The sequence below is a fragment of the Candidatus Leptovillus gracilis genome, from assembly GCA_016716065.1.
Taxonomy (GTDB): domain Bacteria; phylum Chloroflexota; class Anaerolineae; order Promineifilales; family Promineifilaceae; genus Leptovillus; species Leptovillus gracilis.
The window spans coordinates 473,436-499,676 of record JADJXA010000002.1 but is presented as its reverse complement, the minus strand read 5'-3'; the positions used below and the strand labels follow the sequence as shown (position 1 = coordinate 499,676).

Below are 26,241 nucleotides of genomic sequence, written 5' to 3'. Positions count from 1 at the left end.
AATACGGAATACATGCGCCTAAAAAAACTAAGCCTGCAAGGGTACAAAACCTTCGCCAGCAAAACCGAGTTTCTCTTTGATGAAGGCATCACCTCCATTGTTGGGCCAAACGGCAGCGGCAAAAGCAACGTCGCCGACGCCATCCGCTGGGTATTGGGTGAGCAAAGCTACGGCGCGCTGCGCGGCAAACGCACCACCGACATGATCTTCGCCGGCAGCCAGACACGTCCGCGCGCCGGCATGGCCCAGGCCATCCTCACCCTGGACAACAGCGATGGCTGGCTGCCCATAGATTACACCGAAGTAGAAATCGGTCGTCGCGCTTACCGCTCCGGCGAAAATGAATACATTCTCAACGGCCAAAAAGTGCGTCTAAAGGACATCAGCGATCTGCTGGCGACCAGTGGGCTGGCCGAACGTACCTATACCATCATCGGCCAGGGGTTGGTAGACCAGGCGCTTTCGCTGCGCGCCGAAGAGCGGCGGGCTTTATTTGAGGAAGCCGCCGGTATCAACCATTACAAAAGCCGTCGCGCCGAAACCCTACGGCGGCTGACCGAAACACAGCATAACCTGGAGCGCGTCCACGACATTTTGGCCGAAATTGGGCCGCGAATGAACGCGCTGAAGCGGCAGGCGGCGCGAGCGCGCAACTACGAGCAGGTGGCCGCCGATTTGCGCCACCTGCTGCGCATTTGGTATGGCTACAAATGGGAACAGGCCAAACGAGAGATGCGCCAGGCGCGGGAAACGGCCGTAGCCGCCGAAAAGTTGTGGCAAAGCGCCCGCATAGACCTGCTGGCCCAACAAGACAAAATAGACGCCGCCCGCCGTCGCATCAACCAACTGCAAGAGCAAACGGCCGTCACCCGCAGCCAACGCGACGACCTCCGCGACCAGCTCGAAAAAGCCCGCCGCCAGGTCGCCATCCTGCAAGAACGGCAAGAATCGCTGCAACGCCAACTGGCCGACGTAGATCAGGAACTGCCAGACCTGGAGCAGCAGCGCCAGCGGGCGCAAGATGATCTGGCCGCCGCCACCGCCGAACTGGGAACGGCCCAGGCCAGCTTGCAGCAAAACCAGGCCGAACTGCGCCAGTTCAACGCCAGTTTCCAGCAGCAGCAGGCGGAAATCAGCCATTGGCAGCAGCAGCTAGGCCAGACCGAGCAGCAGCAGCGGGCCGCGCAGACCCGGCTGGCCCAGGCCGAAGGGCAGCTTAGCCAACTGCAAGAGCGCCTGAAAGAGCAAACGGCCGTCATCCCCACCAACGCCCCCGACGAATGGAGCAGCCTGGAGGCGCGGTCGGAAAAGTTAACGGCCGTCCTCACCTCCGCCCAAAAACAGGCCGACGAACTGGCCCAAAGCCGCAGCGCCGCCCTCGACGAACGGCAGGTGTTGGTAGCCGAACTGAAAAAACTGCGCGCCGCCGCCCACGACCAGCAGCAGCAGCTTAACCGGCGGCGCAACGACCTGGCCCGCCTGGAAGCCCGCGCCGACATGCTGGACCAGATGCGCCACAAAGAAGCCCAACTCGGCGGCGGCGCGCGCGCTCTCGGCCAACTGGCTTCGCTGATGACCATTCCGGCGGCGTATGAAACGGCCGTTGCCGCCGCCCTGGCCCATCATCTGGCCGCCCTGGTGCTGCCCGACAGCGCCAATTTGTGGCGGCTGCTCAACAGCGACGGCCGTCAGGCAGTGACGGCCGTCGCCCTGGACCACCTGCAAGCGCCGCCGCAGCCAGATATGAAGGGAGACACGGCCGTCATCGGCTGGGCCAATCAACTGGTCAGCGGCAACCCGGTGGTGAAACCGGTGATTGATGTGCTGCTGGGGCCAATTTTGCTGGTGAAAGATGCCGCCGCAGCCTACCGGCTGGCGCTCAGTCTGCCGCCGGGCGCACTGGCTGTGGCCCCCGATGGCTTCATCGCCCACGCCGGTGGGTTGGTGGAGACGGGCGGCGCCGACAAGCAGAACAGCCTGCTGGCGCGGGAAGCGGAATGGCGCGCCGCCAAAGCCGACGGCGACAAACTGCGCGCCGAATTGGACCAGCTAGAAAACGACCTGGCCGCCGCCCAGGTGACCATTGAGACCAAACAAACCGCCGCCGACGCCCTGCAAAACGAAGAACGCCGCCTGGCGCGTCTGCAAAATGAAGCCGGGCAGCGGCTGTCCCAGGCGCAGCGCGACCAGGACCGGGTGAAGCAGCAGCAGACCTTTTGGCAGCGGCAGCAGGCCGGGCGGCAGCAGGAAGCGGAACGGCTGCAAACGCGCATTGCAGCGGTGCAGCAGGAGATGGCGCTGGGGCGGGAAACGGCCGTTACCCTGCAACAAGCCGTCGCCACCGCCCGCGCCCACCTGGACGCCCTGCCCATCGCCGAGGCGCAGCAGCAGCGCCAAACCATCCAGCAGCAAATGAACGCCGCCAGCACCATCCTGGCCGGGCGACAGGCGGTGGTAGACAGCCGCCGCGCCACGTTGCAGCAGGTGGAGCGGCAGTTGGCCCGCGTGCAGGAGCGGCAGGCATCGCTGCGCCGCCAGCAGGCGCAAAACATCCTCAGTGACGAGGAACAGGCGTTGTTGGCGCAGCAGAAGCAGTTGGCCGAATTGGATGCGGCGCTGGCGCCGTTACAACAGCAGTTGGCCGACGGCCGTAAAGCGATGATGGCTCTGGAAGAGGCAGCGGCCGTCATCCAAAAACAGGCCCACGACAAAGAAACCCAATACACCCAGGCCAGAATCGCCCTCAGCCAGCAGCAAAACGGCATCGAAGGGCTGCAAGAGCGCATCAAGGCCGACGTTGGCCTGGTAGCCCTGACCTATGATGAAGACCAGACCGGCCCGACGCCGCTGCCCATCGGCGAGGTGGTGGAAGAACTGCCGTTGGTGGATGAACTGCCGGGCGACATCGCCGAGACCATTCAGACCTACCGGGCGCAGATGCAGCGCATGGGGGCCATCAACCCAGACGCCCCGGCTGAATACGACGAAGTCAGCACCCGCTATGAGTTTTTGACGCAGCAGGTAGAAGACCTGGCAGAAACCGACAAACAACTGCGCCGGGTGATTGAGGAATTGGACGAGTTGACCTCGCGGGCATTTGGCGAGACGGTAGACAAAGTGAACGCCGTTTTTGGCGACATTTTCACCCAATTGTTTGGCGGTGGCGCGGCGCGGCTGATTCTGACCGACCCCGACGACCTGACCATCAGCGGCGTGGACATCATCGCCCGGCTGCCCAACCGGCGCGAACAAGGGCTGGGGCTGCTATCCGGCGGCGAACGCTCGCTGACGGCCGCTGCCCTCATTTTCTCGCTGCTCAAGGTATCGCCCACCCCGTTCTGCGTGATGGACGAGGTAGACGCGGCGCTGGACGAGGCCAATATCAACCGTTTCCGTGAGCTGCTGCGCGAATTGAGCCTAAAAAGTCAGTTTGTGGTGATCACCCACAACCGGGGCACGGTGCAGGCGGCGCAGACCATCTACGGCATCAGCATGGGCACAGACAGCGCCAGCCAGGTGATTTCCATCAAGCCAGAAGATTATATCAAGCAGGCAGCGCTGGTTTAGACAAAAAACCTCCGCGGCCTGAGAGGCCGCGGAGGTTTTTTTGAGTGTCCGTTTTAGGTTGTCTGAGCGCTTTCCTGTGGCTGCCCCCGTTTTATTGCGCCTAACGACGGTGAACGGCCGTGCCTTCATCCGTCAACGCGCCAGCCCCATCTTTGAACCGGGTCAAATCAATCTCCAGCGTGGCATACTGCCCATCTGGTTTGCGCGTGATGACATAAGGCAGCTTTTGCAAAACAGTCAAAATGGCGACGTTGTTGTTCATCACATCGGCCACCAATTTCTGAATACCACGGGCGCGCGCTTCTTCGGTAAGCAGTTGCAGCAGCTTTGTGGCAATTCCCTTGCCCTGCATGTCGTCGCGCACGGAAACGGCCGTTTCCGCCCGGCCCTCCCCCAGACAAACGTAACGCGCCGCGCCAACGGGGGTATTGGGCTGGCCTGGTAGATCGGCAAAGGCCAACAGCCCCCCTTGTTTCGCCTGGTCTAGATGAGCGATGCTTTCCGCTTCGCGCCAGATACGCTCCGGCTGCAAGTTATCGGCCGTTTGGTGAAAGCGACGATAGCGGCTTTCTGAACTCATATGCTCAAAAATGTCTACCAGATTGGGGGCATCCGTATAGCGCAGAGGCCGCGCGCCAATCTCTTGTCCATCTTTGGTCTTAAACACGTACTCCATCTCTTTTCTGTTCATTTTTCAACCCTCAATTCGGTTGCGTTTGGCAGTGGCTAAAACCCATCTGGGTTTCACCATGGCATTGTGAATGTTTCACCGATTAGAATCCTTCGGGTTTCTCGGCAGGCTTTACAGCTGCTGAGTTTGGCGTTTACCCAAGGCCGTTTATGACGTCATCGTCAGTTTAACGGTGTGGGATGAAAGGGGTGCAGATTGATTTTAGCTCCCGTGACGCAATGCGTCATAAACGAGAATAACACATATCACCAACGAACGCAAGACAGACAACTGTCCTACTGAGCCAGTCAGAGGAAGGCGCTGCCGGCAACGGCCATTGGCAGCTTGTCATCTGCAAAAGGTGACAAGTGTAACTGGTGGAAACGGCCGTTTCCGCCTACACTGGCATCATCACAACCAAGCGTTTTATTCACCATCATCGTCTACACCGCAATTGCAAGTCGGCCGGCGCTGATCCACCCACCGGCCTATGGAGGTGAAATCATGGCGCAAGTGACAAACGGCAGCAACCACGCCACACAACATTCCCCCGATAAACTCAACGAAATGCGCTTTTTAGCCCGGTCTGTCGGCCTGTTAGCCCTGCTTACCGGCCTCATTTATTTGCGCGTTATCGGCTCCGAGAGCTTCTTGACCACCAGTTCCAGACCAGGAAATGATCATGGCCTTCTCCTATTTGCTCTGGTGGCCGCAGCCACTTTGGGCATTTTGTGCGCCTGGCGTTGGGAAGCGGTCGGCGGCATTGTCGCCAGCGTGAGCGCTTTGGGCATCGCTTTGCTGGCCTACTTTACATTTCCAGAGCAGCGCTGGTTTGCCGCCTTTGCTTACAGTTCGCCCTTTCTGGTGACGGGCTTATTGTTCCTGGGCTGCTGGCAGAGCAACCGCCACCCCGCCTGAATAATAAGAAGTTCAATTTCTGCGGAGAAGTTGAACTTCTCTTATCCCCTCTATCATTCATCATTTGTGCAATAATTCACAAAGAGTACATCCGTCACGCCTTTCGGGTGACACTTGTCACTGTGTGCAAAACGCCCAATAAAGTAATGTATGTTTTTGGAGGTATTGCCTAATGCTGACCGAGCTAATCTTGGTAATTGCCGTTGTTTTGTGCGCGTTTCAGGCGCTGCGAACCAGACAACTCCTGGTAGCGGCCATCTGGTTAGCCTGCAGCAGCGCATTTGTCGCCGCCCTGCTCTATGCGCTTGGCGCGCACGAAGTCGCCGTGATTGAATTAAGCGTAGGCGCGGGATTGGTGACCATCTTGTTTGTGTTTGGCATCACCATTGCCGGTGAAGACGCCATGGAGATGGGGCGGCTGGTCCCGTGGGCATTGGGCGGAGGATTGGCCCTGGCCTTTATTGGATTGGTCGGCTGGTTTGTTTTGCCGTTGAAAGATGCGGCAACGGCCGTTACCGAACCCACCTTCTCCACCATGCTTTGGGAAAACCGGGGCCTGGACATGCTGGTGCAAATCGGTCTGATTTTCGCCGGGGTCATGGGTATTCTGGGTATCCTGGCCGAACGAGAAACAGCCGAAGAACGGGCCAGAGCCAACTTCAAAGCGCGCCAGATACAACCACTGCTGCCGCCAATCCCGGCCAAAACCATAGACCCATCCCCCGAAACCCACATCCAGGAGGCCCACATATGAGTACAGAACTGAACATCATTGCTGGCGGCGTTCTCTGTCTGCTCGGCGTTGCGCTGTATGCCTGTTGATGGTGCGCAACCTGTTCCAGATCATCATCGCCTTGCAGCTGCTGGTCAAAGGGGCGCTCATCGCCCTGGTACTGGCCGGGAAGATCAGCGGGCAGGTGAATTTGGGCCAAAGCCTGGCCGTCACCGTCATCGTCGCCGATACCATTGTGGCTGTGATCGGCCTGGCTCTAGCCGTCCAGGTGAAGCGCCACACCGGCTCGCTGGACGTTAAAGATTTGTCTACCCTGCGGAGGTAAGCCATGAGCGCCTGGTTGATTATGTTAACAATTGGACTGGCCTGGCTGGGCGCGCTGGTGGTCTGGCTGGTCAGCGACAAACGGCCGCGCGCCCAACACGCCCTGGCCGTTGTTTTCTCCGCCGCCGCCGGTCTGGCCGCTCTGTCCCTTATCCCCAACACCAACGCGCAGGCGGTGATCCGCCTGGACATGGGCGGCGTGTTTGGGGTCTTCACGTTCGTACCGGATGGATTGGCGGTATTCCTGGCCATCGTAGCTACGGTGATTGGCAGTCTGGCGGTGATTTTTTCGGTGGAATATATGCGCGGCGAGGCGCAGTTGGGGCGTTATTACGCCCTGGTGCTGCTCTTCATCGGTTCGATGGCCGGGCTGGTGCTGGCCGGCAGCCTGTTCTTGATGTTTATCTTTTGGGAGATGACGGCGCTCTGTTCCTATGCCCTCATCTCATTTTACAACGACGATCCGAAGGCGGTGCGCGGCGGCATGAAGGCGCTAATCATCACCCAGTTGGGCGGCATTGGCCTGCTGCTGGGCACGTTGGCGGCTTACGTTTATCTGGGCGACTACCAGATCGGCACGCTGCTGGCGAACGCCCACACACTGCCGCCGGGCGTACTGAGCTTCATTGCCTTCACCTTCCTCTTTGCGGCGATGGCCAAATCGGCGCAGGTTCCGTTCCACACCTGGCTGCCGGACGCCATGGAAGCGCCGACACCGGTTAGTGCGCTCATCCATGCGGCGACGATGGTGAACGCGGGCGTCTATTTGCTGGCGCGGTTTTATCCGGCGTTTGCCGAGGTGGCGGGCTGGGGCACGGCCGTTCTCATCATCGGTCTTGTCACGGCGCTGTTAGCCGCCCTCATGGCCGTCGTCGCCACCGACCTGAAGCGGGTGCTGGCCTACTCCACCGTCAGCCAGCTTGGCTATATGGTGTACGCCATTGGCGTGGGCGGCGTCTTTGCCAGCCAGTTCCATCTGTTCAGCCACGCTGTTTTTAAGGCGCTGCTCTTCCTGGGCGCAGGCGCGGTCATCCATGCCGCGGGCACGCGCGATATGCGCCAGATGGGCGGCCTGCGCCGACAGATGCCTTTGGTCAGCACTGTTTTCATCATTGGCGCGGCGGCGCTGGCCGGGCTGCCCATCTTGAACGGCTTTTGGAGCAAGGAGCTGATTTTGGAAAGCGGCCTGGAGCATGGACCGCTGTGGGCTTATATTGGCATGGTTTTAGGCGCGGGCATCACCGCCTTTTACACCTTCCGCATGGTGTGGCTGGTCTTCTTCGGCCGGCCGCAGAGCGAGAAACAGGTTCACGACGTGGGCACGCCGATGAAAACGGCGCTTATCCCGCTGGCGCTGGGCACGCTGACGACCTGGCTGCTGATTGGGTTGTTTGGCGAATGGCTGCAAGCGACGCTGCCTTACCACGACCTGCACGTCGAAACCAGCAGCGAGATGCTGCTGGCAATTCTGACGGCGCCGGCCACCTGGCTGGCGCTGGTGGTGGTGGCTTTAGGATTGGCGACCTGGTGGCAGCGCGACCATTTGGGCGGCACAGCCCAGGCGCTGCAGGGGTTGGGGCGCGCCGCTGCCAACGGTTTTGGCTTTGAAGCGCTCAATCGCGGCGCTGTGAACCTGACGCAGAAAACGGCCGTCGCCCTCCAGGTGACCCAAACGGGCCAATTAAACTGGAACGTGCTGGGCATCGTCCTGGCGCTGGTGGTGGTGTTGGTCCTGTTGGCTGGCGCAGCCTGACCGGGAGATATGTTTATGGACATTCTAGCTTTCACCCAACTTCCCGTTTTTCTATGGCTGATCTGGCTGCCACTGTTGTGGTCGCCGCTGATTTATTTGATTGGCCGCCTGGTGCAGCGGCAGACGGTGGCCGACACAGGCGCCGGCCGGTGGGTGGCCCTGTTGGCCGTTCTCAGCACCTGGCTGCCGTTTGGCCTGACATGGCAGGCCTTTCAGGCCAATGGCGCACTCAGCTATACGCTGGGCACGATTACACTGCGGCTGGATGGGATGAGTTTGCTGCTGGCAACGGCCGTCCTCACCCTCTCCACCCTGGTCATTCTGTACTCCGCCATGTACGTGCGCGGCGATTTGGGCGAGACCAAATATTACGCCATGCTCGTCGCCATGTCTGGCGTAATGATTGGCCTGGGCTGCGCCGCCGACCTGTTTAATCTGTGGCTGTGGTTCGAGGCCATGGCCATCACCTCCTACTTGCTAGTCGCTTTTTACCGCGATCAACCCGCCTCTTTGGAAGCGGGCGTGAAATACCTGGTGCAAAGCGCGGTTGGTTCGGTGTTGGTGCTGTTGGGCATCGCCCTGGTATTAGCCCAGACCGGTACGTTGGATATTTTGCAGATCCAGGCTTACGTCGCCGGGCAGCCCACTTCGCTGGCGCTGCTAGCCGCCGGTGGGTTATTCATCATTGGCTTTGGCGTGAAGGTGGCCATTGTGCCCATGCACACCTGGCTGCCAGACGCCCATTCGCAGGCGCCCAGCGGCATCAGCGCCATGTTGTCTGGCGTGGTGATCGAGGCAGGGCTGATTGCCTTGCTGCGCGGGCTGGGACCATTGGCGGGCACAACGGCCGTTTGGGGCACGCTGCTCATCTTCTTCGGCGTGTTGAACATGATTTTTGGCAATTTGCTGGCGCTGCGGCAGCAGCAGGTGAAGCGCCTGCTCGCCTTTTCCAGCATCGCCCATGTGGGCTACATGCTCATTGGCCTGGGCATCGCCATTTCTGTGGGCCAAGCGGCCGGGGCGGAAGGCAGCTTCTTCCACCTGCTCAGCCATGGCCTGATGAAGGGCCTGGCATTCCTCTCGGCCGGGGCGCTGTTGTATGCGCTGCACACGGCGCGCGGCGACCACGACCCACTGCTGATTGGCGACCTGGCCGGGGCGGCGCAGAAGTACCCGTTGATTGCCCTGGTGTTTAGTCTGGCGCTGTTGGGTCTGGGCGGGCTGCCGCCGCTGGTGGGGTTTATGTCCAAATGGCAAATTCTGGTGGCCGGTTTTGCCACGCAGAACCTGGTCATGTATGCGGTGATTGCGTTGGTGGCTTTTAACAGTGTGCTGTCGCTGGCCTATTATGCGCCGCTGGTGAACGCGGTGTACCGAAAACGGCCGTCTACGGCCGTGCAAACCGGATTATCTGTACCAGTTTTGATGAATGTGCCGCTGGTGGTGCTGGCGACGGCCGTGCTCATCATTGGTTTGTGGCCGAGTCTGGTGAGTGGGCTGGTGCAGCCGGCCGGCGCAGCGTTGATGGCCGCGTTCGGCGGCTAATTTCATCGTGGAGTCATCTTATGAGTTTTCTTCTCATCCCACCGATTGCTTTTGTGCTTTATCTGCTGTTGGTAGGCATTTTGTCTGGCCTGGGCAAACTATTGGCCGGCAAGGAACATCCCAACCCGATCAAATCAAGCAGTTACACCGGCGGTGAAGCGATGTCTGGCAAAATTGGCGTACCGGGGTATCGGCCGTTTTTTGTCATTGCCCTGTTTTTTGCCATCCTGCACCTGGGCGTGTTGATGTTGGGCAGCAGCACAGCCTCGCCCATTTCCATCTTATATCTGGCCGGGTTGATGATGGCCCTGGTCGCCTTGATTTTGGGCTAAGTAATCGTCTAAGAATAACTTCCTGTTTTTTAGATTGGACCAATCTTGAAGACTGGTCCAATCGGGGCCATTTAATTATTAGATGATCACTGAGGATCGCCCATGAAATAGCCTACGGAACTGCTGTGGGTGAAAGAGAGCAAATCCATGACGAACTTTAATCTGACCGATGAATGGGACAACATTTTAATCAAGCTCAGAAAATGGGCGCGGGTGAACTCGCCCTGGGCCATTCATTACAACAGCGGCTCGTGCAATGGCTGCGATATTGAGATTTTAGCCACGCTGACGCCGCGTTATGACGTGGAACGACTAGGCGTGAAGTTGCAAGGCAGCCCACGCCACGCCGATGTGTTGATCTGCACCGGGCCGGTGACGCTGCAATCACGAGACCGGCTGCGGCTGATCTACGAACAGATGCCCGACCCCAAGTTTGTGGTGGCGGTGGGTTCGTGCGCCATTTCCGGCGGCGTATTCCAGGGCTGCTACAACGTAGTGGGGCACATTGACGAGGTGATTCCGGTGGATGCTTATATTCCGGGTTGCCCACCCCGCCCTGAAGCAATTATTGATGGGCTGGTGAAGCTGTTGACGATGATTAAGCAAGGCGTCCCGCCAGAAACCGTCGCTGTGCCGCAGTTGGCAACGGAGGTACATGATGCAATCTGAGATTCACGATGCGGTGCAGGCGCAGGTGACGATGGCGCTGCTGGCGGCGCAAAAGCTGTTAGCCCCGTGGGCGACGCAGGCGGCCGAAGCACGACATATGCGGGTAGCCGGCAACGGCCGTGCCGATTCCCTCACCCTCACTATCCAGCCCGACCAACTGCTGGCCGCCGTCCAGAGTTTGATAAACGCCGGTTGGGGCTACCTGATCACCATCACCGGGCTGGATTTGGGGCCGGAGGCCGGGGAAATTGAGGTCTTGTATCATTTTGCGGCTGGCGCGGCCGTGGTGACATTGTGCGTGAAGGTGAAGCGAGAGACGGCCGTTGTGCCCAGCGTTTGCCCCATCATCCCTTCGGCCAGCTTCTTCGAGCGCGAACTCAGCGAAATGTTGGGCGTTACCGTGCAAAACACGCCCAACACCGACCGCCTCTTTCTGCCCGACAACTGGCCGGCCGGCGTTTATCCGCTGCGCAAGGAATTTAAAACCGAAGGCCCACAACCCAGCGACTCTTGAACAACAGGAAGGAAAAGCATATGACGGCCGTTACCACACCTAAAAAAGAAAAATTCATCGTCCCCATTGGTCCGCAGCATCCGGCGCTCAAAGAACCGGGCCACTTTGAATTTGCTGTAGATGGCGAAGTTGTCACCGACGCCACCGTGCGCCTGGGCTACGTCCATCGCGGCATCGAAAAAGGAGCCGAAAACCGCAACTGGACGCAAAACCTTTACCTGGTCGAGCGGATTTGTGGCATCTGTTCCCACATCCACGCCCTTACCTACGCCCTCGGCGTGGAGGCCCTGGCCGAAGTCGAAGCGCCGCCGCGCGCCCAGGCTATCCGCGTGCTGGTTGCCGAATTGGAGCGTGTCCACAGCCACCTGCTCTGGTTTGGCATCGCCGCCCACGAAGCCGGGTTCGACACCCTGTTCATGTACTCCTGGCGCGACCGCGAAACCATCATGGACATTCTGGAAGCGCTAACCGGCAACCGGGTCAATTACTCGGCCAACCTGCTTGGCGGCGTCAAATTCGACGTCACCGACGCGCAGCGCGCTATCATCCTCGAAGGCATCAATTTTCTGGAAGAACGCACCCACCATTATCTCAACGTCGCCACCAGTGATGGCATGTTCTTACAGCGCACCCGCGGCATCGGCGTCACCCGGCTGCAAGACGCGCAGCGATTGGGCATTGTCGGGCCAACCGCCCGCGCCTCCGGCGTGATGCGCGATGTGCGCGTGGACGCCCCCTATGCCGCCTACGACGCCTTTCCCATCAACATCGTCATCGAAACCAGCGGCGACCTGGAAGCCCGCTTTGTCGTCCGCCTGAAAGAGTTGTTTGAGAGTTTTCGGCTCATTCGGGAAATTTTAGACAACTTGCCGCCTGGCGATCTGCAAGTCAAGCGTTTTCCACGGCGCATCAAGCCCGGCGAGGTCATCAGCCGCGTCGAAGCGCCGCGCGGTGAAGTGTTTTATTACATTCGCAGCAACGGCTCCGAGCAGCCAGACCGGGTAAAAGTCCGCACGCCAACCCTATGCAACATGGCCTCCGTCCTCTCCCTATCCATCGGCCACCACCTGGCCGACGTGCCGATGCTGCTGGTGGGCATTGACCCGTGCTTCTCCTGCAATGATCGCGGCGTGGTGGTTTGCTCGTCCGAAGGCAGCCACGACCAATGGACCTGGGAGCGTCTGCGCCAATATGGCATTGAGTATTACGCGAAGAAGGTGTAACGATGGAAAGCGTCATAAACGTAGCTGCCCTGCTTGTCTTTCCTGGGGGATTATTTGTCATTGTCACCGGTCTGTTTTACCAGTGGATTGACCGGAAAATCATCGCCCGGCTGCAAAACCGGTTGGGACCCCGCTGGTTCCAACCCTTTGCCGACACGGTAAAATCGTTGGCGAAAGAAGAAGTTGTGCCCGACCATGTAAACCCTTTTTTGTTTGTGGCTTTGCCCATCGCCGCTCTGGCCGGGGCGTTAACGGCCGCGCTCTACGTGCCCATGGCCGGTCTGCGGCCGGCGTTTAGCTTCCCCGGCGACCTCATCGTCACCGTTTACATGCTCAGTCTGCTGACGCTTTGCACTGGCCTGGCCGGGGCCAATACCCGTGACCGGTTCTCCCTGGTGGGGGCGACACGGGCCTTAACCCAGCTGTTTGCCTACGAAGCCCCCTTCCTGCTGGCTTTGCTTGGGCCGGCCATCGTGGCCGGAAGCTGGCAGATCAGCGAGATTACGGCATACGCGCAAGCCCATACCTGGATGTTGGTGATGCAGCCTATCGGTTTCATCGTGGCGCTGATTGGCTTGATGGGCAAGTTGGAACTGCCGCCCTTCGATTCACCGGAAGCGGAGACGGAAATTGTGGCCGGGGCGATGACCGAATACAGCGGCCGGGGTCTGGCTGTTTTTCACCTGGGGCAGGCCGTGGAATTGGTGATTGGTCTGACGCTGATTACCTCTTTTTACATGGGCGGCTTTAGCAACCCGTTAGAATTTTTGCTGAAAACGATTGGCGTGCTGGTGGTGTTGGCCGGGCTGCAATCGCTGATGACCCGCCTGCGGATTGACCAGACGGTGGGCATGTGGTGGCGCTATGGCGCTCTGCTGGTCCTGGCGCAGTGGTTGGTCTTGTTTGTCGTTGAGCTGCTGTATACCTGAGAAGTATAACGCTTGGCTATTTCGCTTGATTTACGGAGCAAGGTATGAAAATCGCAACAATGTTTAGCGATATCTGGCGTTCAATCTGGCAGCCGCCGGTGACGCAGAAGTACCCGTTTGAACGCCGGGAAGCGCCGGAGCGCCTGCGCGGCAAACTTCATTGGAATTCTGAAAACTGCACTGGCTGCGCGCTGTGCAGCAAAGATTGCCCGGCGAACGCGATTGAACTGATTACGATTGACAAAAAAGAGAAACGCTTCGTCATGAAATATCACATGGACCGCTGCACGTATTGCGCCCAGTGTGTGGAAAGCTGCCGCTTCAACTGCATTGAGATGTCTGACAAAGAGTGGGAATTGGCGGCTGCCACCAAGGAGCCGTTTACGGTTTATTACGGCACGGACGATGATTTACAACAACTCATGGCAAAGCTCGCTGGCGCAGACCCTGAAGCAGCTACGCCAGCAGCGTGAATCTGTGGAACGGCCGTTGCGTCTGGTAATTATGGGCATCGGCCATGAACTGCGGGGGGATGACGCGGCCGGATTGGTTGTCGTTCGGCAGATAGCAGAGAAGTTGGGCACGGCCGTTCCCCCCAACCTGCTCCTCATTGCAGGCGGCCATGCGCCGGAAAACCACACCGGCCCCATTCGCCGCTTTGCCCCGGACCTGGTGCTGCTGATTGACGTGGCGTTGATGGGCCGGGAACCGGGCGAGATTGGCTGGCTGCCCTGGCAGGCCACGTCCGGGTTAAGCGCTTCCAGCCATACGATGCCGTTGTATATGCTGGCGTGGTTTTTAACGGCCGATTTACACTGCGAAGTAGCGCTGATTGGTATTCAACCGCAAGATACCAGCCTGACCAACACACTGACGCCCACTGTACAGGCGTCAGTTGCCGCCATCGCAGCTGGAATAATTGACATAACGCATGGAATCTCCCGGAGGTTGTAAACCTCCGGGAGATTCTAGACTGACCTCTTTTACGGTGACTGCACAAACTGCGGCGGCACAGCCTGGACAAAGATTTCAATCACTTCGTTGGCGTCGGTGAAACCGCGGAAGCGCCACGCCGGTTGGACCACAAACTGGCTCAGTTGAAAGTCCTCAGCAAAAATCGGCGTGAAAATGTACACCAGATCAATACTGTCTATCGTCGCCTCATTGATGCGATACGGCTCAAAGGGCAGGGGTTCAACCATTGGCTCTTCGATGACCGGCTCGTATTCAATGATACGGTCCATGTTTTGCCAGCTAAAACCCGTCTGACCATCGGCCATCGTGGTACGCCAGCCATACAGATACACCCGTTCGCCATCGGCGATGTCTGTCGGTGGCTGTTCCAGCACAAACACCTCGCCGCCATCGGCATTGAACTGCACCCCATCGCCCACGCGCTGAATCGTGCCGGGTAAACCGGGCAGGTATTGGAATGCGTCCTGATCCACCGGCTCCCAGGCTGCCAGTTCAATCGCCTTCTGGGTGGCCGATTGGCGCACCGTGCCGCTGACGCGAATTTGCTGGTAGGCGTATTCGGCAATGGCGCGCAAATCGGCGTCGCTGCCCAGCAGCAGGTATTGGTCCACCTGGATGCGCGGCGGCGCCTGCCCATCTACCGCAACGTGGACCGTGGGGTACGGATAGATGGTGATGGCGTCGCCATCATTGTACTGCCGCTGCCAGCTTTTGTAGAGGTCGGCGTAAGGGTCCACATAAGGTTCCGGCACCGGCGGCGTCCAGTTAGGACCGGGATAGGTGATGAAGGTGGCGCTCTGGTAATCTATGCCATCCGCCAACACCTGCCGCCAGGCATCCTCGGCCGTGCGCAGCGGGTAGAGGCCAATGTTGCTGAGCTGAGTTAAGGGCTGGTAAGAGACGGATATGACCTGACCTTCATCGTTGACACTGACAAAAAATTCGGCCAGCATGACAGGACGGCCGTCTACCAACCGCCGGAATTCCACATCGCTGCCGCCCGCTGTGGGGCGCATCTCATACGGAAAGTCCAACAAACCACGCTCCAACAAGAACGCCTCGGCGATGGGCGCGGACTGTTCATAGCTGCCGGCCTGGGCAAAATAGTCCGGCGCGGCGCTCTGATCAAAGTAATACAGGCCATCGGTGCGCACGGCCAGCGTGCGTGGACCATCAAAGACAAAGTACACCGGTGACATAACGTAATCGGCCGGCATGTCGGGCCAGGGTACATCGGTGAAAATAGGGCCGGCAAGGCCAAAGAGGTCGGCGTAACGCCGCGCGTCTGCCTGGGTTAGCATGTTTTGGCCGGGTTGGCTGTACACCGGCTGCGCCACCGGTTCAGTGGGGAAACCGGCGTTCATGATGTAAGTTGTACCGCTCAAGGGGTTCCAGGGCGCGGGAATGATGTCTACCGGCATTGCTTCGCCGGATAGATCGCCGGTCAGGCTGGCGTCGCCGCCGCCGCCCATGCCCATGCTAATGCCGCTGGCGCTGCCCAGGCCAGGCAAGGGCAGCGCCGAGGCGGGGTCGGCGGTGGGTTGAGACACGGCCGTTGCCGGCGGCGTTATGCGGACCACTTCGGTTGCAGGCCTAAATAAAAGGTCATTGACCAGCGACTCGTCGGTGGGGTAGACTTCGATGACAGCCTCGGTGGGGGCGACGGCCGTTGCCCCCGTATCAGCAATCGCACCCAGTCCAGGCACGACGCTGCTTTGCCAGGCAGACCAGGCAAAGTAGCCGATGATTAGCAGGGTGGCAAGCGCACCTATAGCAAGCGTCATTCGTTTCATGGTAAATCCTTCCTTTATCGTTTCGATAACCTGCTGCCAGACCGAAGGTGGCCTGACAGTCGGTTTGTCGAGCCGGGTTGGGGAGGCAGCAGCGTTTAACCGCGCCTCCAGGTTGGTAAAAAAAGCCGGCTCCAGAGATTGGTTTGCCGCCAATTCCAGCAGCGCCCCGGCCAGACGCGCCTCTTCTTGCACGTCGGCAGCGGGGGTGAACGGCCGTCCCTCTAACTGCGCCGTCAAAAAATCATCCAGTTCCTGCGCCAATCGTTCCTCATTCTTCATCATGATTTCGTCTCCTCCACCAGCCCAGACTGCGCTTGTAAGTCGCGCAAACCGCGAAAGACCAACATGCGCACGGCCGCCTCATTCTTCGCCATCATCCGGGCAATTTCGGCCACTTCCAGGCCGGCAAACAGGCGCAAGGCCACCGCTTCGGCCCGGTCTGGGCTGATGGTATGCAGCTTGCGCGTGACCATTTCCATTTGCAGCGTTCGCCCCACCACTTCGTCCAACGATTCGCTGTGGTCTGCCAGGGCTACGGCCGTTTGCAAATCTTGTTCCGGCCGGCGCGCCCGAAAATGGTCGGCCGCTTTGTGGCGGGCAATGCCCAACAGCCAGGCCACAAAGGGCGTTTGCTGGCGAAAACGGGGCAATCCTTCCATCGCCGCCATAAAGGTCTGCGAAGTCAGGTCTTGCGCGTCGTCCACGTTGCCCACCCGCACCAGCAAATAGCGATATACACGGACAGCGTGCCGCCGATACAGTTCGGCAAAAGCGTCTTTGTTGTGTTGGGCCTGCTGCACCAACACCAGGTCGTCATCCAGACCCACTGACAATCGGTCCGGCGCGCCCATAAGTTGAGTCGTTATCATCTCTTACCCTCCCAGGAAGGTGGTTGTTCGGATTGTCTATGATGTATTCGGGGATGGAACGATTTTTATAACAGACAATTTTAAATGAATTCAGATAGAGAAGAAACTATCTCCCCGATAGGCAAAATTCGGTTACAATACAGGCTGAAAATGGGAGATTTATGCCATGCAAAAAATGACCGCCAACGAAGCAAAAGCCTTTTTGTTAACCGGCACACGAACGGGCAAGTTTGCCTCGGTGCGACCAGACGGCCGGGCGCACGTTGCGCCGGTCTGGTTTTTACTGGATGGTGAAGACCTGCTCTTCACCACCTGGCATGAATCGGTGAAGGCCAAAAACATCCGCCACAATCCTCAGGTGAGCCTGTGCGTAGACGACGAGACGCCGCCGTTTGCCTTTGTGCTGGTGGAAGGAACGGCCGTACTGGAAGACAACCCCACCGCCCTGGCCTATTGGGCTGCCCAAATCGGCGGCCGGTACATGGGCCAGGAGCAGGCCGAGGCCTTTGGCAGGCGCAACAGCGTGCCCGGCGAACTGCTGGTGCGGCTGACGCCAGGCAAAATCATCGCCCAAAAAGACGTAGCCGGCTGGTAAACGTCACACGTCATAGGCAAACCTGGCAGGTTTATGACCTGCACCATGCAAAAGGAAACAAATGGCACGAAAAACAGTTGGTTACACAGAACTCGAATGGACCTGCCCGTTTTGCGGCACGCGCAACCCCGGCTCGGCCAAACTATGCACCGGCTGCCATGCCCCCATGCCCGCCGATACCCAGTTTGAACAGGCCGCCGAAGAAAAGCTGATCACCGACGCGGCCAGAATTGCCGAAGTGCAGGCAGGCCCGGATGTCCACTGCCCCTTCTGCGGGGCGCGCAACCCGGCCGGAGCCACCACTTGCGTGCAGTGTCTGGCCGAACTAAGCGAAGCGACGCTGCGCGAAAAGGGCAAAGTGATCGGCGCGCATCGGGATAAACCGGCCGACGACGTCGCCTGCCGTTACTGCGGCGCGATGAACCCGGCCGCAGCCATGAGCTGCCACCAATGCGGCGCAAGTCTGGCCGAAACCAGAGAAAAACCACCGGTAACGGCCGTGCCCGCCCCCCCCAACCGCAGCGTCATTTATGCCATCATTGGCGTGGTTGCTGTGCTGCTGCTGCTGTGCGGCGCGTTTTTCTTCTTCACCAACCGCACCGACGATGTGGTCGGCACAGTGTCCGATGTGCAGTGGGTGCGCACCGTGTCCATCGAGGCGCTGCAGCCAGTGGAGAAGCAGAACTGGGAGGACCAGATTCCCGCCGGGGCCAAAGTTCTCTCCTGCGAGCAGGAGGTTCGCTCCACGCAGCCCGACCCCGCGCCCAACTCCGTAGAAGTTTGTGGCACGCCTTACACGGTGGATACGGGCACAGGCGCCGGCGAAGTGGTCCAGGACTGTGAGTATCAGATATATGACGATTTCTGCCGCTACACGGCCGAAGAGTGGCAGGTGATAGACCAGGTTCGGCTGCAAGGTAACGATCTGAACCCGCGCTGGCCGGAGTTTCAACCGGCGGCCGGGCAGCGGGCCGGCGCGCAAGACGCCCGCTATGTCATCATCTTCCGCACCGACGGCAATACCTATGAATACAGCACCAACGAAACGGAGTTCTTGCAGGCGCAGCCGGGCAGCGAGTGGATTTTGAAAATCAACACATTTAACAACGTGAATGATATTGAACCGGCGAATTGAGCTGTAGACTGCCGGCTGTCAGCGTATAAGCTAACAGTCGGCAGCTTCATCAATGGCAGCGCGAATTTTGGCGGCCATTACGCTGACATTGGGTTCTTCGAGCAGCATGGCGTGGGTTCCGGGAACCACTTCATGATGCAGTTCCCCGGTGATCAGTTCGGACCAGCGTAAATGCCAGGTTTTGTCGGCCATCAGGGCCGATTCCTGGCTGCGAATGAACAAGACATCCCCGGCAACCACCCCCTCAGCCTGGTACTGCTTGAACGCTTCCCGATGGGCCTTGCGCACATTCACGGCATGGCGAATTTCTGACGACCCGATGCGGTAGGCGATAAACTGCTGGTAAGCCAGCCCTAGCTTCCACTGGAGCGCCGGCCATAAACGGCCGTCTCGCCAATAAAACGCCAACCGATTGAGATAATAACGCCACGCCGGGATAGGGGGCGGCGCGATGTTGGGCGGTTCCGAATCCACCAGGACCAACAAACTCACCTCCTCCCCCTGCATTTGCAGTTGGCGCGCCATTTCAAATGCCACCCAGTTACCGGCGCAGTGCCCGCCAATCATGTAGGGTCCCGTTGGTTGGAGCGTTTGTATTTCCTTGATGTAGTGGGTGGCCATCTCTTCGATGCGCTCATGGGCGGGGTGGACGCCATCTAACCCCTGCGGCTGCAAACCATAAAACGGTTGGTCTGGACCAATATCTTGGGCTAACTGCGAAAAGCTCAGCACGCTAATCAAAAACGGGGCAACGTGGTAAAACGGCGGACGGCTGCCCTTTTCCTGGATAGGAACCAACGATTTCCAGTCGGGCTGCCAACCGGCGCTGCGCAAGACCGCGGCCAATTTGGCCGGTGTGGGGGCGCGAAACAGGGTGGTCAGCGGCAGGTCAACGTTGCTAAACGCCTGAATACCGGCAAATACCCGAATGCCCAACAGCGAATGGCCACCCAGATCAAAAAAATTGTCGTCGCGGCCGATGCCCGACAAGCCTAATACTTTCTCCCAGATGACGATAATCTGGCGTTCCAGAGCGTCTTGGGGCACGGCCGTTGGCCCAGGCGCGCTCCCACCATCCAGGCCGGTTGGCAAGGGCAAGGCGCGGCGGTCAATCTTGCGATTGGGGGTCAGCGGGAAGGCGTCCAGCGGCAGCAGCGCCACCGGGACCATATAATCTGGCAAGAGGCCGCGCAAATAGCTGCGCAAATCATGGGGCGTCACCGCGGCCACGGCTTCGTTGGGGATGTAGTAGCCCACCAACCGCCAGTCGTCGGGACCAAACGAATGCACCGTAACGACTGCTTCACGCACGGCCGTATGCTCCGCCAGGTGCGCCTCAATTTCGCCCAACTCAATCCGGTAGCCGCGCACCTTCACCTGGTTGTCCATACGGCAATAATATTCAACACGGCCGTCGGCTAAAAAGAAGGCCAGATCACCCGTGCGATACACTCGGCTTTTGGCGGCTGCCGGTTGGCGCGCCGGGAGCGCCACATCGTCCAGCGGCACAAATTTCTCCGCCGTCAGTTCTGGGCGGTTCAGGTAGCCGCGCGCCAGACCCGCGCCGCCAATCAGCAGTTCGCCGGGCACGCCGATGGGCAGCGGCCGCTGCGCCTTGTCTACAATGGTAAACGTGGTGTTGTCAATTGGGCGGCCAATGGTGATGGGACCAGCGTCGGCCAACACGCGCTGCACCGATGACCAGACTGTCGTTTCGGTTGGGCCATACATGTTCCACAGCTCGCCGCAGCGCGGCAGCAGCCGGTCGGCCAGTTCGCGGCTCATTGCTTCGCCGCCGCAGAGGACTTTGAGGCGCGGGTCGCCGGGCCAGTCGGCTTCCAGCAACATGCGCCAGGTGGTGGGGGTAGCCTGCATAAGGGTGGCCCGTGATTGCTGCAAAGCGGCCATGAGCGCCTGGGCGTTCACGGCCGTTTCCCGGCTCACCAACTCCACCCGCGCCCCATTCAGCAGCGGCAGAAAAATCTCCAACACGGCAATGTCAAAGGAGAGGGTGGTCACAGACAGCAGCACATCGTCCTGGGTCAGGCCTGGCTGGCGGCGCATAGCGTTGAGGAAGTTGACGGCGCTGCGATGCTCAATTTGCACCCCTTTGGGCTTGCCGGTGGAACCGGAGGTGTAGATGACGTAGGCCAGGTCAGTGGCAACGGCCGTGTGCGGCAGGTTGTGGTCGTCGGTTGGCGAGAATACGGCCGTGTCCCCATCCACACACACAACGGCCAGCCCCGTAACCTCCCGCCGGTCGGCCAGCAGGCTGGTTTGGCTGATGAGGACGCGGGCCTGGGAATCGGCCAGCATGAAGTCCAGGCGCTCCTGCGGGAAGGCAGGGTCCAGCGGAACGTAGGCTGCGCCCGCTTTGTGGACGGCAAAAAGGGCCACCACCATCGCCAGCGACCGCTCCAGGTTGATGCCCACCAGGTCGCCGGGGCCGACGACGCCCAGGCTTTGCAGGTGGCGGGCAAGCTGGTTGGCCTGCCGATTGAGTTGGTCGTAAGTGAGGGAGTGGTCGGCGAATGTGACGGCCGCTGCTTGCGGCATCCGGGCTGCCTGTTCTTCAAAGAGGTGGTGCAGGCAGGCGTTATCAGGATAAGTAACGGCCGTGTTGTTCCACTCGTTTAGCTGCTGGATTTCGGCCTCGGTTAGCAGGGGCAGATCGGCAATCGGGCGGTCGGGGTGGGCGACGGCGGTGGTCAACAAGGTCCATAAATGGCCCAGCAGCCGCTCCATCCGATCGGCGTCGAACAAATCGGTGTTGTATTCCAGAACGGCCGTGTGGCTGACAATCATATCCACCGACAATGACAGATCGAACTGCGCCGCCGCCCGATCAATCAGCAACACCTCCATACCGGTGACGCCGGGTAAAACCGGGAACGCAAAAGGCGCGTTTTGCACGTTGAAAAACGTCTGGAAAAGCGGTGACCGACTCGTGTCGCGGGTCGGCTGCAGCGCTTCCACCAACTGCTCAAACGGGGCATCCTGGTGGGCATAGGCGTCCAACGCCATGGTTTGCACGCGCTGGAGAAGCTGGCGAAACGTAGGATTGCCGGACAAATCGGTGCGCAGCACCAGCGTATTGACCAATGTGGTGATGAGGGTTTCGCTGTCCAGGTGGTGACGATTGGCGATGGGCGAGCCAACAGCAATATCTTCCATGCCGGTGTAGCGATATAGCAGCAGCTTAAACCCCGCCAGCAAGATCATAAATGGCGATACGCTTGCCTGATGGCTCAACCGTTGCAGCCCGTCGAGCAATCCGGGCGGCAGCGGAGCCGTCAAAATCGCGCCGCTGCTGGTCTGTATGGCCGGGCGCGGGCGGTCCGTTGGCAGGTCCAACGGCGTCAGGTCGGCAAGCTGCCGCTGCCAGTAAACCAACTGGTCGGCGAAGGCGCCGTCGGCGGCCAGTTGGCGCTGCCAGACAGCGTGGTCGGCCGCCTGAATGGGCATCGCCGGCAAATCGGGCGGCTGGCCCAGCACAAACGCCCGGTAATAGCTGCCCAGGTCGCGGGTAAAGACGCCCAACGACCACTGGTCGGAGATAATGTGGTGCATGGCGATGAGCAGGATATATTCCTCGTCGTCTAGCTGGAACAGTTTGATCTGGAACAGCGGCAGTTGGTCCAGCCGGAAGGGGGTGCGGGCGGCCTGCTGCGCTGCACCGAGGGCCTGGGGCAAGCGCTGCGCGGGCGGCAGCGCCCGGTAATCGGCCACAGGCAGGGTGAAGTGGTAGGTGGGTTCAATGGTGGTGGTGGGTTGGCCGTCAACGGCCGTAAACCGGGTGCGCAAACTCTCGTGCCGGGCGATGATCTGATTGATGCTCCACTCCAGCGCCCCACTGTCCAGCGCGCCCCGCAGGCGAACCGCGCCGGGGATGTTGTAGGCCGTGCTGTCGGGGTCGAGCTGGTAGAAGAACCACATCCGCTCCTGAGAGAAAGAGAGTGGCAGGGGCGCGGTGCGGCCGGCGGGAAGCAGCGGCCGTGCCGCGCCGGGCGATTGGCTGGCCTGCAAGTCGGCCAATCGTTCAGCCAATTCACCCACAGTGGGCGCTTCAAAAATGGCGCGGATGGGCAGTTCTACCTGGGTCATTTTGCGAATGCGGGAGACGATTTGCGTCGCCAGCAGAGAATGGCCGCCCAGCTCAAAAAAGTTGTCGTGGAGGCCAACTGGCTGTACGTGCAACACCTGCGCCCACAGGTCGGCCAGCAGTTTTTCCTGCATGGTTTGGGGCGGCGCATAGGCCCTGGCCGGGTCCGGCGCCAAGACATCGGGTGGCGGCAGCGCTTTGCGGTCCACTTTGCCGTTAGGTGATAAGGGCAGCGTCGGTAGGGTAACAAAAGCGGCCGGGATCATGAAGTGGGGCAGTTTTTGCAGCAAAAATTGGCGCAGGTCGGTGGGGGTGAGTATCAGGTTTTCATTGGGGACCAGATAGGCGATGAGGCGGTTGTGGCCGTTGGCTTCCGTGTGGGCGGTAACGGCCGTTGCCCGTATCGCCGGATGCAATCCCAATGCAGCCTCAATCTCGCCCAGTTCCACGCGGAATCCGCGCACCTTTACCTGCGAGTCCACCCGTCCCAGATATTCGATGCTGCCATCTGGCAAAAAACGGGCCAGGTCGCCGGTGCGATACAATTTCAGATTTTGGCTTGCGGACTGCGGATTCGGCGCAAACGCGGCCATTCCAGAGCCAACATCGGCCATTGGGACGAATTTCTCGGCCGTCAATTCCGGCCGATTCAGGTAGCCGCGCGCCAGTCCCATGCCGCCGATCCACAATTCGCCGGGCACGCCGATGGGCGCGGGCTGTCGTTGTTCGTTCAGGATGTAAGTCTGGACGTTGGCGATGGGCTGACCGATGGGCACTTTGGCGGCGGGGCTGGCCGGGGCAGTGGTCAGGTCGTGGATGGTGGAGATGATGCTGGCTTCGGTGGCGCCGTAGGTGTTCAGCAGGCGTACACGCTGCCCCACAATCTTTTGCCAGGCAGCGACTCGTTCGGCCAATGCCGCTTCGCCGCCGATGATGACCAATCGTAATGGGGCGGGTAGCGCCGATTGTTCGGCGAGAACGGCCGTAACCTCATGCCAATACGCGGTGGGCAAATCCACCACTGTCACGCCTAGACCGTCGCAGCGCTGCCAGAACAGGGCGGGGTCGTCTATCATCGCCTCGTCGCGCAGCGCCAGCGCCGCCCCAGACGCCAAGCAGGGCAAAATCTCCTCGGCCGAGGTGTCGAAGCTGAAAGAGGCGAACTGCAATACGCGGTCTTGCGGCGTCAGGGCAAACGACTCGATGGCCGCCACGGTGTAATTAACCAGGGAACGATGAGCCACCATCACCCCTTTGGGCGCGCCGGTGGAACCAGACGTGTAAATGACGTAAGCCAGACTGTCAGCGGTGGGTTGGGGTAGATTCTGGTGGCTGTGTTGGGCAATATCGGCCCAGTCGCGGTCCAGACAGATGGGGGATGGTCCGCCCGGTGTCAGGTTCGCCGGTAAGCGAGGCAGCAGGGTTTGCTGCGTCAGCAGCAGCGTTGGCTGCGCGTCGGCCAGCATGAAAGCCAGGCGTTCCGGCGGGTAGGCGGGGTCCAGCGGCAGGTATGCGCCGCCAGCCTTCCACACACCCAACAGGGCGATGATCATTTCTGGCGATCGTTCGAGGAAGATGCCGACGAAGGTTTCTGGGCCAACGCCGCTGGCGCGGAGGTAGTGGGCCAGTTGGTTGGCGCGCCGGTTGAGTTCGGCGTAGGTGAGCTGCTGGCTGCCGGAGATAACGGCCGTCGCCTCTGGCCTCAGTTCTGCCTGCTGCTCAAATAGCTGATGGATGGAGTGAATTGGGGGCAGGGAAACGGCCGTGTCGTTCCAATCCGCCAACAACCGCCGCTCTGCTTCCGGCAGCAGCGACAGGTCGGCCAGAGGGCTGTCGGGATCGGCCAGGATGTTTGCCAACAAGACCTGGAACTGCTCCGCCATACGCACAATGGTTTCCCGCTGGTATAAATTGGCGCTGTATTTCAGGTCGCCAATCAGTCTGTCATCCAGGTCCAAAACGTCCAGATTCAGGCCAAAGTCTTCCACCTGTTGGCCGGTTTCAATATCCAGGCCGCACGCGGTAAACGCCCCCAGCGTTACCTGGCGTCCGCCCGTTGGTTCCAGGGACATGATGACCAACTCTTGCAAATGCTTTGGTGGGCGCAGGAGATTGAACAACACCTGGGTCAAGGGCATGTGCGACGTTTCACGCACTGGCTGCAAGCGTTCCACCAGCAAGGAAAAAGGGAAATCGGCATGAGCCAGGGCTGCCAGAACCCGGTCGTTGGTCGCCCGTAAATGTTGGCGGAAGGATTTTTGGGGGGTGATTTGACCGCGCATCACGGCCGTGTTCACAAAATAGCCAATCTGCTGCAAAAACCGCTTGTCGCTGCGCCCCAAAACCGGCGTGCCAATCAGAATATCTTCCTGACCTGAATAGCGCCACAAGAAAACCTGAAAAGCAGCCAACAGAATCCGGTAAAGCGTGGCCTCTTCGGCGTGCGCCAACTGCCGTAGCTGCCCGGCCATCTCTTGGGGGAAGATAAATTGATGCGAAGCCCCGGCAAAGCGCTGCTTCTGGACCAAGTTAAAATCCGTTGCCATGTTTAAGGCGGTCAGCCCGCCAGCAAGCGTTTCGCGCCAGAACGACCACAACTGCTCCCCTTTTTCGGCGAGCATGTCTGACTGCCACTGCACAAAATCGCTGTATTGATGTTCCAACGGCGCCAGCGGGATGGGCTGATTTGCCAGACGCGCCGCGTACCCCTGTTGTATATCCCCAATTAATATCCAGGCCGACCAACCATCGGCCGAAATGTGGTGAGTCACCATTTGCAGCGCGAATTTGTTCTCGGCACGAACGTAAAGACGGGACCGAAATATTTTGTCGTTGGTGAGATCAAATGACTGGTTCTGATTGCTTTGCAGACTTTGTAAAAAGTCGGCTTCCGTCCAGTTTGTGGCGTCTAATACGGCAAAATCGGCCTCTTGTCTGTCAAAAACGATTTGAAATGGCTGTCCATCAATCGAATCGTAACAAGTCCGAAAGTTAGAATGACGATCCACAACCGCTTGTAGGGCATCGCGCATTGCCTGAATGTCAATGGCTGAAGCAATGTGTAAGGTGACGCCAATATTGTATGAGACGTTGTCTGGCTCAATTTGCTGTATCAACCACAATGCGCGCTGATTATGTGACAGAGGTTGAACCTGATTGTCTGAAACCTGGTACTTTTTTTGCAGTTGGGCAAGTAGACTTTGCTGGTCTATGCTGCCTGGTTTTTCAGTTTGTGCCGCATTCATTTGGATGAAAGTCCTTTCTCTGTTCGCCACAGGAAACGCAAAGCGTGCATGTAGATTTTGGGAAGCCGCCCGGCCAAGACATAAGATATAGTCCAATTGGCTCTTGGTACTACTTGTTGCGGTGAGAGATTCTGGCACGCGAACATAATTCATTTCTTATCTGGTCAGTTCGTTGTTTGCTGCTCAGTGTGCTTCGACCAGAGTGCAACCGTATTATAAGACAATAACTCTTAAATCTAAAGTTAAGCGTTTAGATCAATTGTTTTTGTGCTGGTAAGATGATGTTATGAATAGATGAACGCGACAGTGGGCAACGGCCGTTGGGCGCAATTCGCATTGGCAAAGGCAGC

The 26,241-nt window shown here is 59.3% G+C and carries 19 protein-coding genes; 15 read left to right on the top strand and 4 right to left on the bottom strand.

The annotated features are described in order from the left end of the window. Positions 1 to 12 precede the first annotated feature (12 nt). Positions 13 to 3,567, top strand: coding sequence for a chromosome segregation protein SMC (gene smc, locus IPM39_06515; protein ID MBK8985722.1), 3,555 nt, complete (start codon positions 13 to 15; stop codon positions 3,565 to 3,567). A 100-nt stretch (positions 3,568 to 3,667) separates the two neighbouring features. On the opposite strand, the gene IPM39_06510 is transcribed toward smc, so the two are convergent. Next, a complete protein-coding gene (locus IPM39_06510) occupies positions 3,668 to 4,258 on the bottom strand; it encodes a GNAT family N-acetyltransferase (protein MBK8985721.1) in 591 nt (196 codons plus the stop codon). Positions 4,259 to 4,741: 483 nt separating this feature from the next. On the opposite strand from IPM39_06510, the gene IPM39_06505 reads away from it, so the two are divergent. The 12 genes from IPM39_06505 (at position 4,742) to IPM39_06450 (ending at position 14,131) form a co-directional block, all read left to right on the top strand. Further along, complete coding sequence (locus IPM39_06505; GenBank protein MBK8985720.1) at positions 4,742 to 5,155, top strand: hypothetical protein; 414 nt, start codon at positions 4,742 to 4,744, stop codon at positions 5,153 to 5,155. A gap of 172 nt (positions 5,156 to 5,327) precedes the next feature. Beyond that, the gene (locus tag IPM39_06500; GenBank protein ID MBK8985719.1) at positions 5,328 to 5,909 is read left to right on the top strand and encodes a hypothetical protein; all 582 of its coding nucleotides are present in this window, start codon (positions 5,328 to 5,330) and stop codon (positions 5,907 to 5,909) included. Positions 5,910 to 5,976: 67 nt separating this feature from the next. Then, a complete protein-coding gene (locus IPM39_06495; GenBank protein ID MBK8985718.1) occupies positions 5,977 to 6,213 on the top strand; it encodes an NADH-quinone oxidoreductase subunit K in 237 nt (78 codons plus the stop codon). A gap of 3 nt (positions 6,214 to 6,216) precedes the next feature. Beyond that, the gene (locus IPM39_06490) at positions 6,217 to 7,965 is read left to right on the top strand and encodes an NADH-quinone oxidoreductase subunit L (protein ID MBK8985717.1); all 1,749 of its coding nucleotides are present in this window, start codon (positions 6,217 to 6,219) and stop codon (positions 7,963 to 7,965) included. A 15-nt stretch (positions 7,966 to 7,980) separates the two neighbouring features. Then, entirely contained in the window at positions 7,981 to 9,510 is a 1,530-nt protein-coding gene (locus tag IPM39_06485; protein ID MBK8985716.1) for a hypothetical protein, read from the top strand. Between the two features lie 20 nt (positions 9,511 to 9,530). After that, positions 9,531 to 9,842, top strand: coding sequence for a hypothetical protein (locus tag IPM39_06480; protein ID MBK8985715.1), 312 nt, complete (start codon positions 9,531 to 9,533; stop codon positions 9,840 to 9,842). 147 nt (positions 9,843 to 9,989) lie between these two features. Next, positions 9,990 to 10,511 (top strand): NADH-quinone oxidoreductase subunit B family protein, encoded by a 522-nt coding sequence (locus tag IPM39_06475; GenBank protein MBK8985714.1) that lies wholly within the window; start codon positions 9,990 to 9,992, stop codon positions 10,509 to 10,511. After that, the gene (locus tag IPM39_06470) at positions 10,498 to 11,025 is read left to right on the top strand and encodes an NADH-quinone oxidoreductase subunit C (protein MBK8985713.1); all 528 of its coding nucleotides are present in this window, start codon (positions 10,498 to 10,500) and stop codon (positions 11,023 to 11,025) included. Before IPM39_06475 ends, IPM39_06470 begins: the two co-directional genes overlap by 14 nt. Positions 11,026 to 11,045: 20 nt before the next feature. Next, on the top strand, positions 11,046 to 12,248 hold the full coding sequence (locus tag IPM39_06465; protein ID MBK8985712.1) for a nickel-dependent hydrogenase large subunit: 1,203 nt from the start codon (positions 11,046 to 11,048) through the stop codon (positions 12,246 to 12,248). A gap of 2 nt (positions 12,249 to 12,250) precedes the next feature. Next, on the top strand, positions 12,251 to 13,177 hold the full coding sequence (locus tag IPM39_06460) for an NADH-quinone oxidoreductase subunit H (protein MBK8985711.1): 927 nt from the start codon (positions 12,251 to 12,253) through the stop codon (positions 13,175 to 13,177). A gap of 44 nt (positions 13,178 to 13,221) precedes the next feature. Then, positions 13,222 to 13,650: a 4Fe-4S binding protein gene (locus tag IPM39_06455; protein ID MBK8985710.1), complete on the top strand. Its 429-nt coding sequence runs from the start codon at positions 13,222 to 13,224 to the stop codon at positions 13,648 to 13,650. Next, positions 13,583 to 14,131: a hydrogenase 3 maturation endopeptidase HyCI gene (locus IPM39_06450; GenBank protein ID MBK8985709.1), complete on the top strand. Its 549-nt coding sequence runs from the start codon at positions 13,583 to 13,585 to the stop codon at positions 14,129 to 14,131. The genes IPM39_06455 and IPM39_06450 overlap by 68 nt, the downstream gene beginning before the upstream one ends. Positions 14,132 to 14,160: 29 nt before the next feature. Here the strand turns inward: IPM39_06450 and IPM39_06445 are convergent, their stop codons facing one another. Both IPM39_06445 and IPM39_06440 read right to left on the bottom strand, forming a co-directional pair. Further along, a complete protein-coding gene (locus IPM39_06445) occupies positions 14,161 to 16,227 on the bottom strand; it encodes a hypothetical protein (protein MBK8985708.1) in 2,067 nt (688 codons plus the stop codon). Next, positions 16,224 to 16,814 carry a sigma-70 family RNA polymerase sigma factor gene (locus IPM39_06440; protein MBK8985707.1) on the bottom strand — a complete coding sequence of 197 codons (591 nt, stop codon included), beginning with the start codon at positions 16,812 to 16,814 and terminating at the stop codon, positions 16,224 to 16,226. Before IPM39_06440 ends, IPM39_06445 begins: the two co-directional genes overlap by 4 nt. A 166-nt stretch (positions 16,815 to 16,980) precedes the next feature. Between IPM39_06440 and IPM39_06435 the strand changes: the two genes are divergently transcribed. Both IPM39_06435 and IPM39_06430 read left to right on the top strand, forming a co-directional pair. Beyond that, positions 16,981 to 17,409 carry a PPOX class F420-dependent oxidoreductase gene (locus IPM39_06435; GenBank protein MBK8985706.1) on the top strand — a complete coding sequence of 143 codons (429 nt, stop codon included), beginning with the start codon at positions 16,981 to 16,983 and terminating at the stop codon, positions 17,407 to 17,409. A 61-nt stretch (positions 17,410 to 17,470) separates the two neighbouring features. Continuing rightward, positions 17,471 to 18,544: a zinc ribbon domain-containing protein gene (locus IPM39_06430; GenBank protein ID MBK8985705.1), complete on the top strand. Its 1,074-nt coding sequence runs from the start codon at positions 17,471 to 17,473 to the stop codon at positions 18,542 to 18,544. A 30-nt stretch (positions 18,545 to 18,574) separates the two neighbouring features. Here IPM39_06430 and IPM39_06425 read toward each other — a convergent pair whose 3' ends face one another. Continuing rightward, positions 18,575 to 25,891 carry an amino acid adenylation domain-containing protein gene (locus IPM39_06425; protein ID MBK8985704.1) on the bottom strand — a complete coding sequence of 2,439 codons (7,317 nt, stop codon included), beginning with the start codon at positions 25,889 to 25,891 and terminating at the stop codon, positions 18,575 to 18,577. Positions 25,892 to 26,241 lie beyond the last annotated feature (350 nt).

What these genes read in the sequence shown, in the direction of transcription:
- IPM39_06440 (MBK8985707.1), bottom strand. Translation starts at nt 16,814, where the DNA reads ATGATAACGACTCAACTTATGGGCGCGCCGGACCGATTGTCAGTGGGT.
- IPM39_06455 (MBK8985710.1), top strand. Translation starts at nt 13,222, where the DNA reads ATGAAAATCGCAACAATGTTTAGCGATATCTGGCGTTCAATCTGGCAG.
- smc (MBK8985722.1), top strand. Translation starts at nt 13, where the DNA reads ATGCGCCTAAAAAAACTAAGCCTGCAAGGGTACAAAACCTTCGCCAGC.
- IPM39_06500 (MBK8985719.1), top strand. Translation starts at nt 5,328, where the DNA reads ATGCTGACCGAGCTAATCTTGGTAATTGCCGTTGTTTTGTGCGCGTTT.
- IPM39_06510 (MBK8985721.1), bottom strand. Translation starts at nt 4,258, where the DNA reads ATGAACAGAAAAGAGATGGAGTACGTGTTTAAGACCAAAGATGGACAA.
- IPM39_06470 (MBK8985713.1), top strand. Translation starts at nt 10,498, where the DNA reads ATGATGCAATCTGAGATTCACGATGCGGTGCAGGCGCAGGTGACGATG.
- IPM39_06485 (MBK8985716.1), top strand. Translation starts at nt 7,981, where the DNA reads ATGGACATTCTAGCTTTCACCCAACTTCCCGTTTTTCTATGGCTGATC.
- IPM39_06430 (MBK8985705.1), top strand. Translation starts at nt 17,471, where the DNA reads ATGGCACGAAAAACAGTTGGTTACACAGAACTCGAATGGACCTGCCCG.
- IPM39_06465 (MBK8985712.1), top strand. Translation starts at nt 11,046, where the DNA reads ATGACGGCCGTTACCACACCTAAAAAAGAAAAATTCATCGTCCCCATT.
- IPM39_06435 (MBK8985706.1), top strand. Translation starts at nt 16,981, where the DNA reads ATGCAAAAAATGACCGCCAACGAAGCAAAAGCCTTTTTGTTAACCGGC.
- IPM39_06425 (MBK8985704.1), bottom strand. Translation starts at nt 25,891, where the DNA reads ATGAATGCGGCACAAACTGAAAAACCAGGCAGCATAGACCAGCAAAGT.
- IPM39_06450 (MBK8985709.1), top strand. Translation starts at nt 13,583, where the DNA reads ATGATTTACAACAACTCATGGCAAAGCTCGCTGGCGCAGACCCTGAAG.
- IPM39_06480 (MBK8985715.1), top strand. Translation starts at nt 9,531, where the DNA reads ATGAGTTTTCTTCTCATCCCACCGATTGCTTTTGTGCTTTATCTGCTG.
- IPM39_06505 (MBK8985720.1), top strand. Translation starts at nt 4,742, where the DNA reads ATGGCGCAAGTGACAAACGGCAGCAACCACGCCACACAACATTCCCCC.
- IPM39_06490 (MBK8985717.1), top strand. Translation starts at nt 6,217, where the DNA reads ATGAGCGCCTGGTTGATTATGTTAACAATTGGACTGGCCTGGCTGGGC.
- IPM39_06495 (MBK8985718.1), top strand. Translation starts at nt 5,977, where the DNA reads ATGGTGCGCAACCTGTTCCAGATCATCATCGCCTTGCAGCTGCTGGTC.
- IPM39_06445 (MBK8985708.1), bottom strand. Translation starts at nt 16,227, where the DNA reads ATGATGAAGAATGAGGAACGATTGGCGCAGGAACTGGATGATTTTTTG.
- IPM39_06460 (MBK8985711.1), top strand. Translation starts at nt 12,251, where the DNA reads ATGGAAAGCGTCATAAACGTAGCTGCCCTGCTTGTCTTTCCTGGGGGA.
- IPM39_06475 (MBK8985714.1), top strand. Translation starts at nt 9,990, where the DNA reads ATGACGAACTTTAATCTGACCGATGAATGGGACAACATTTTAATCAAG.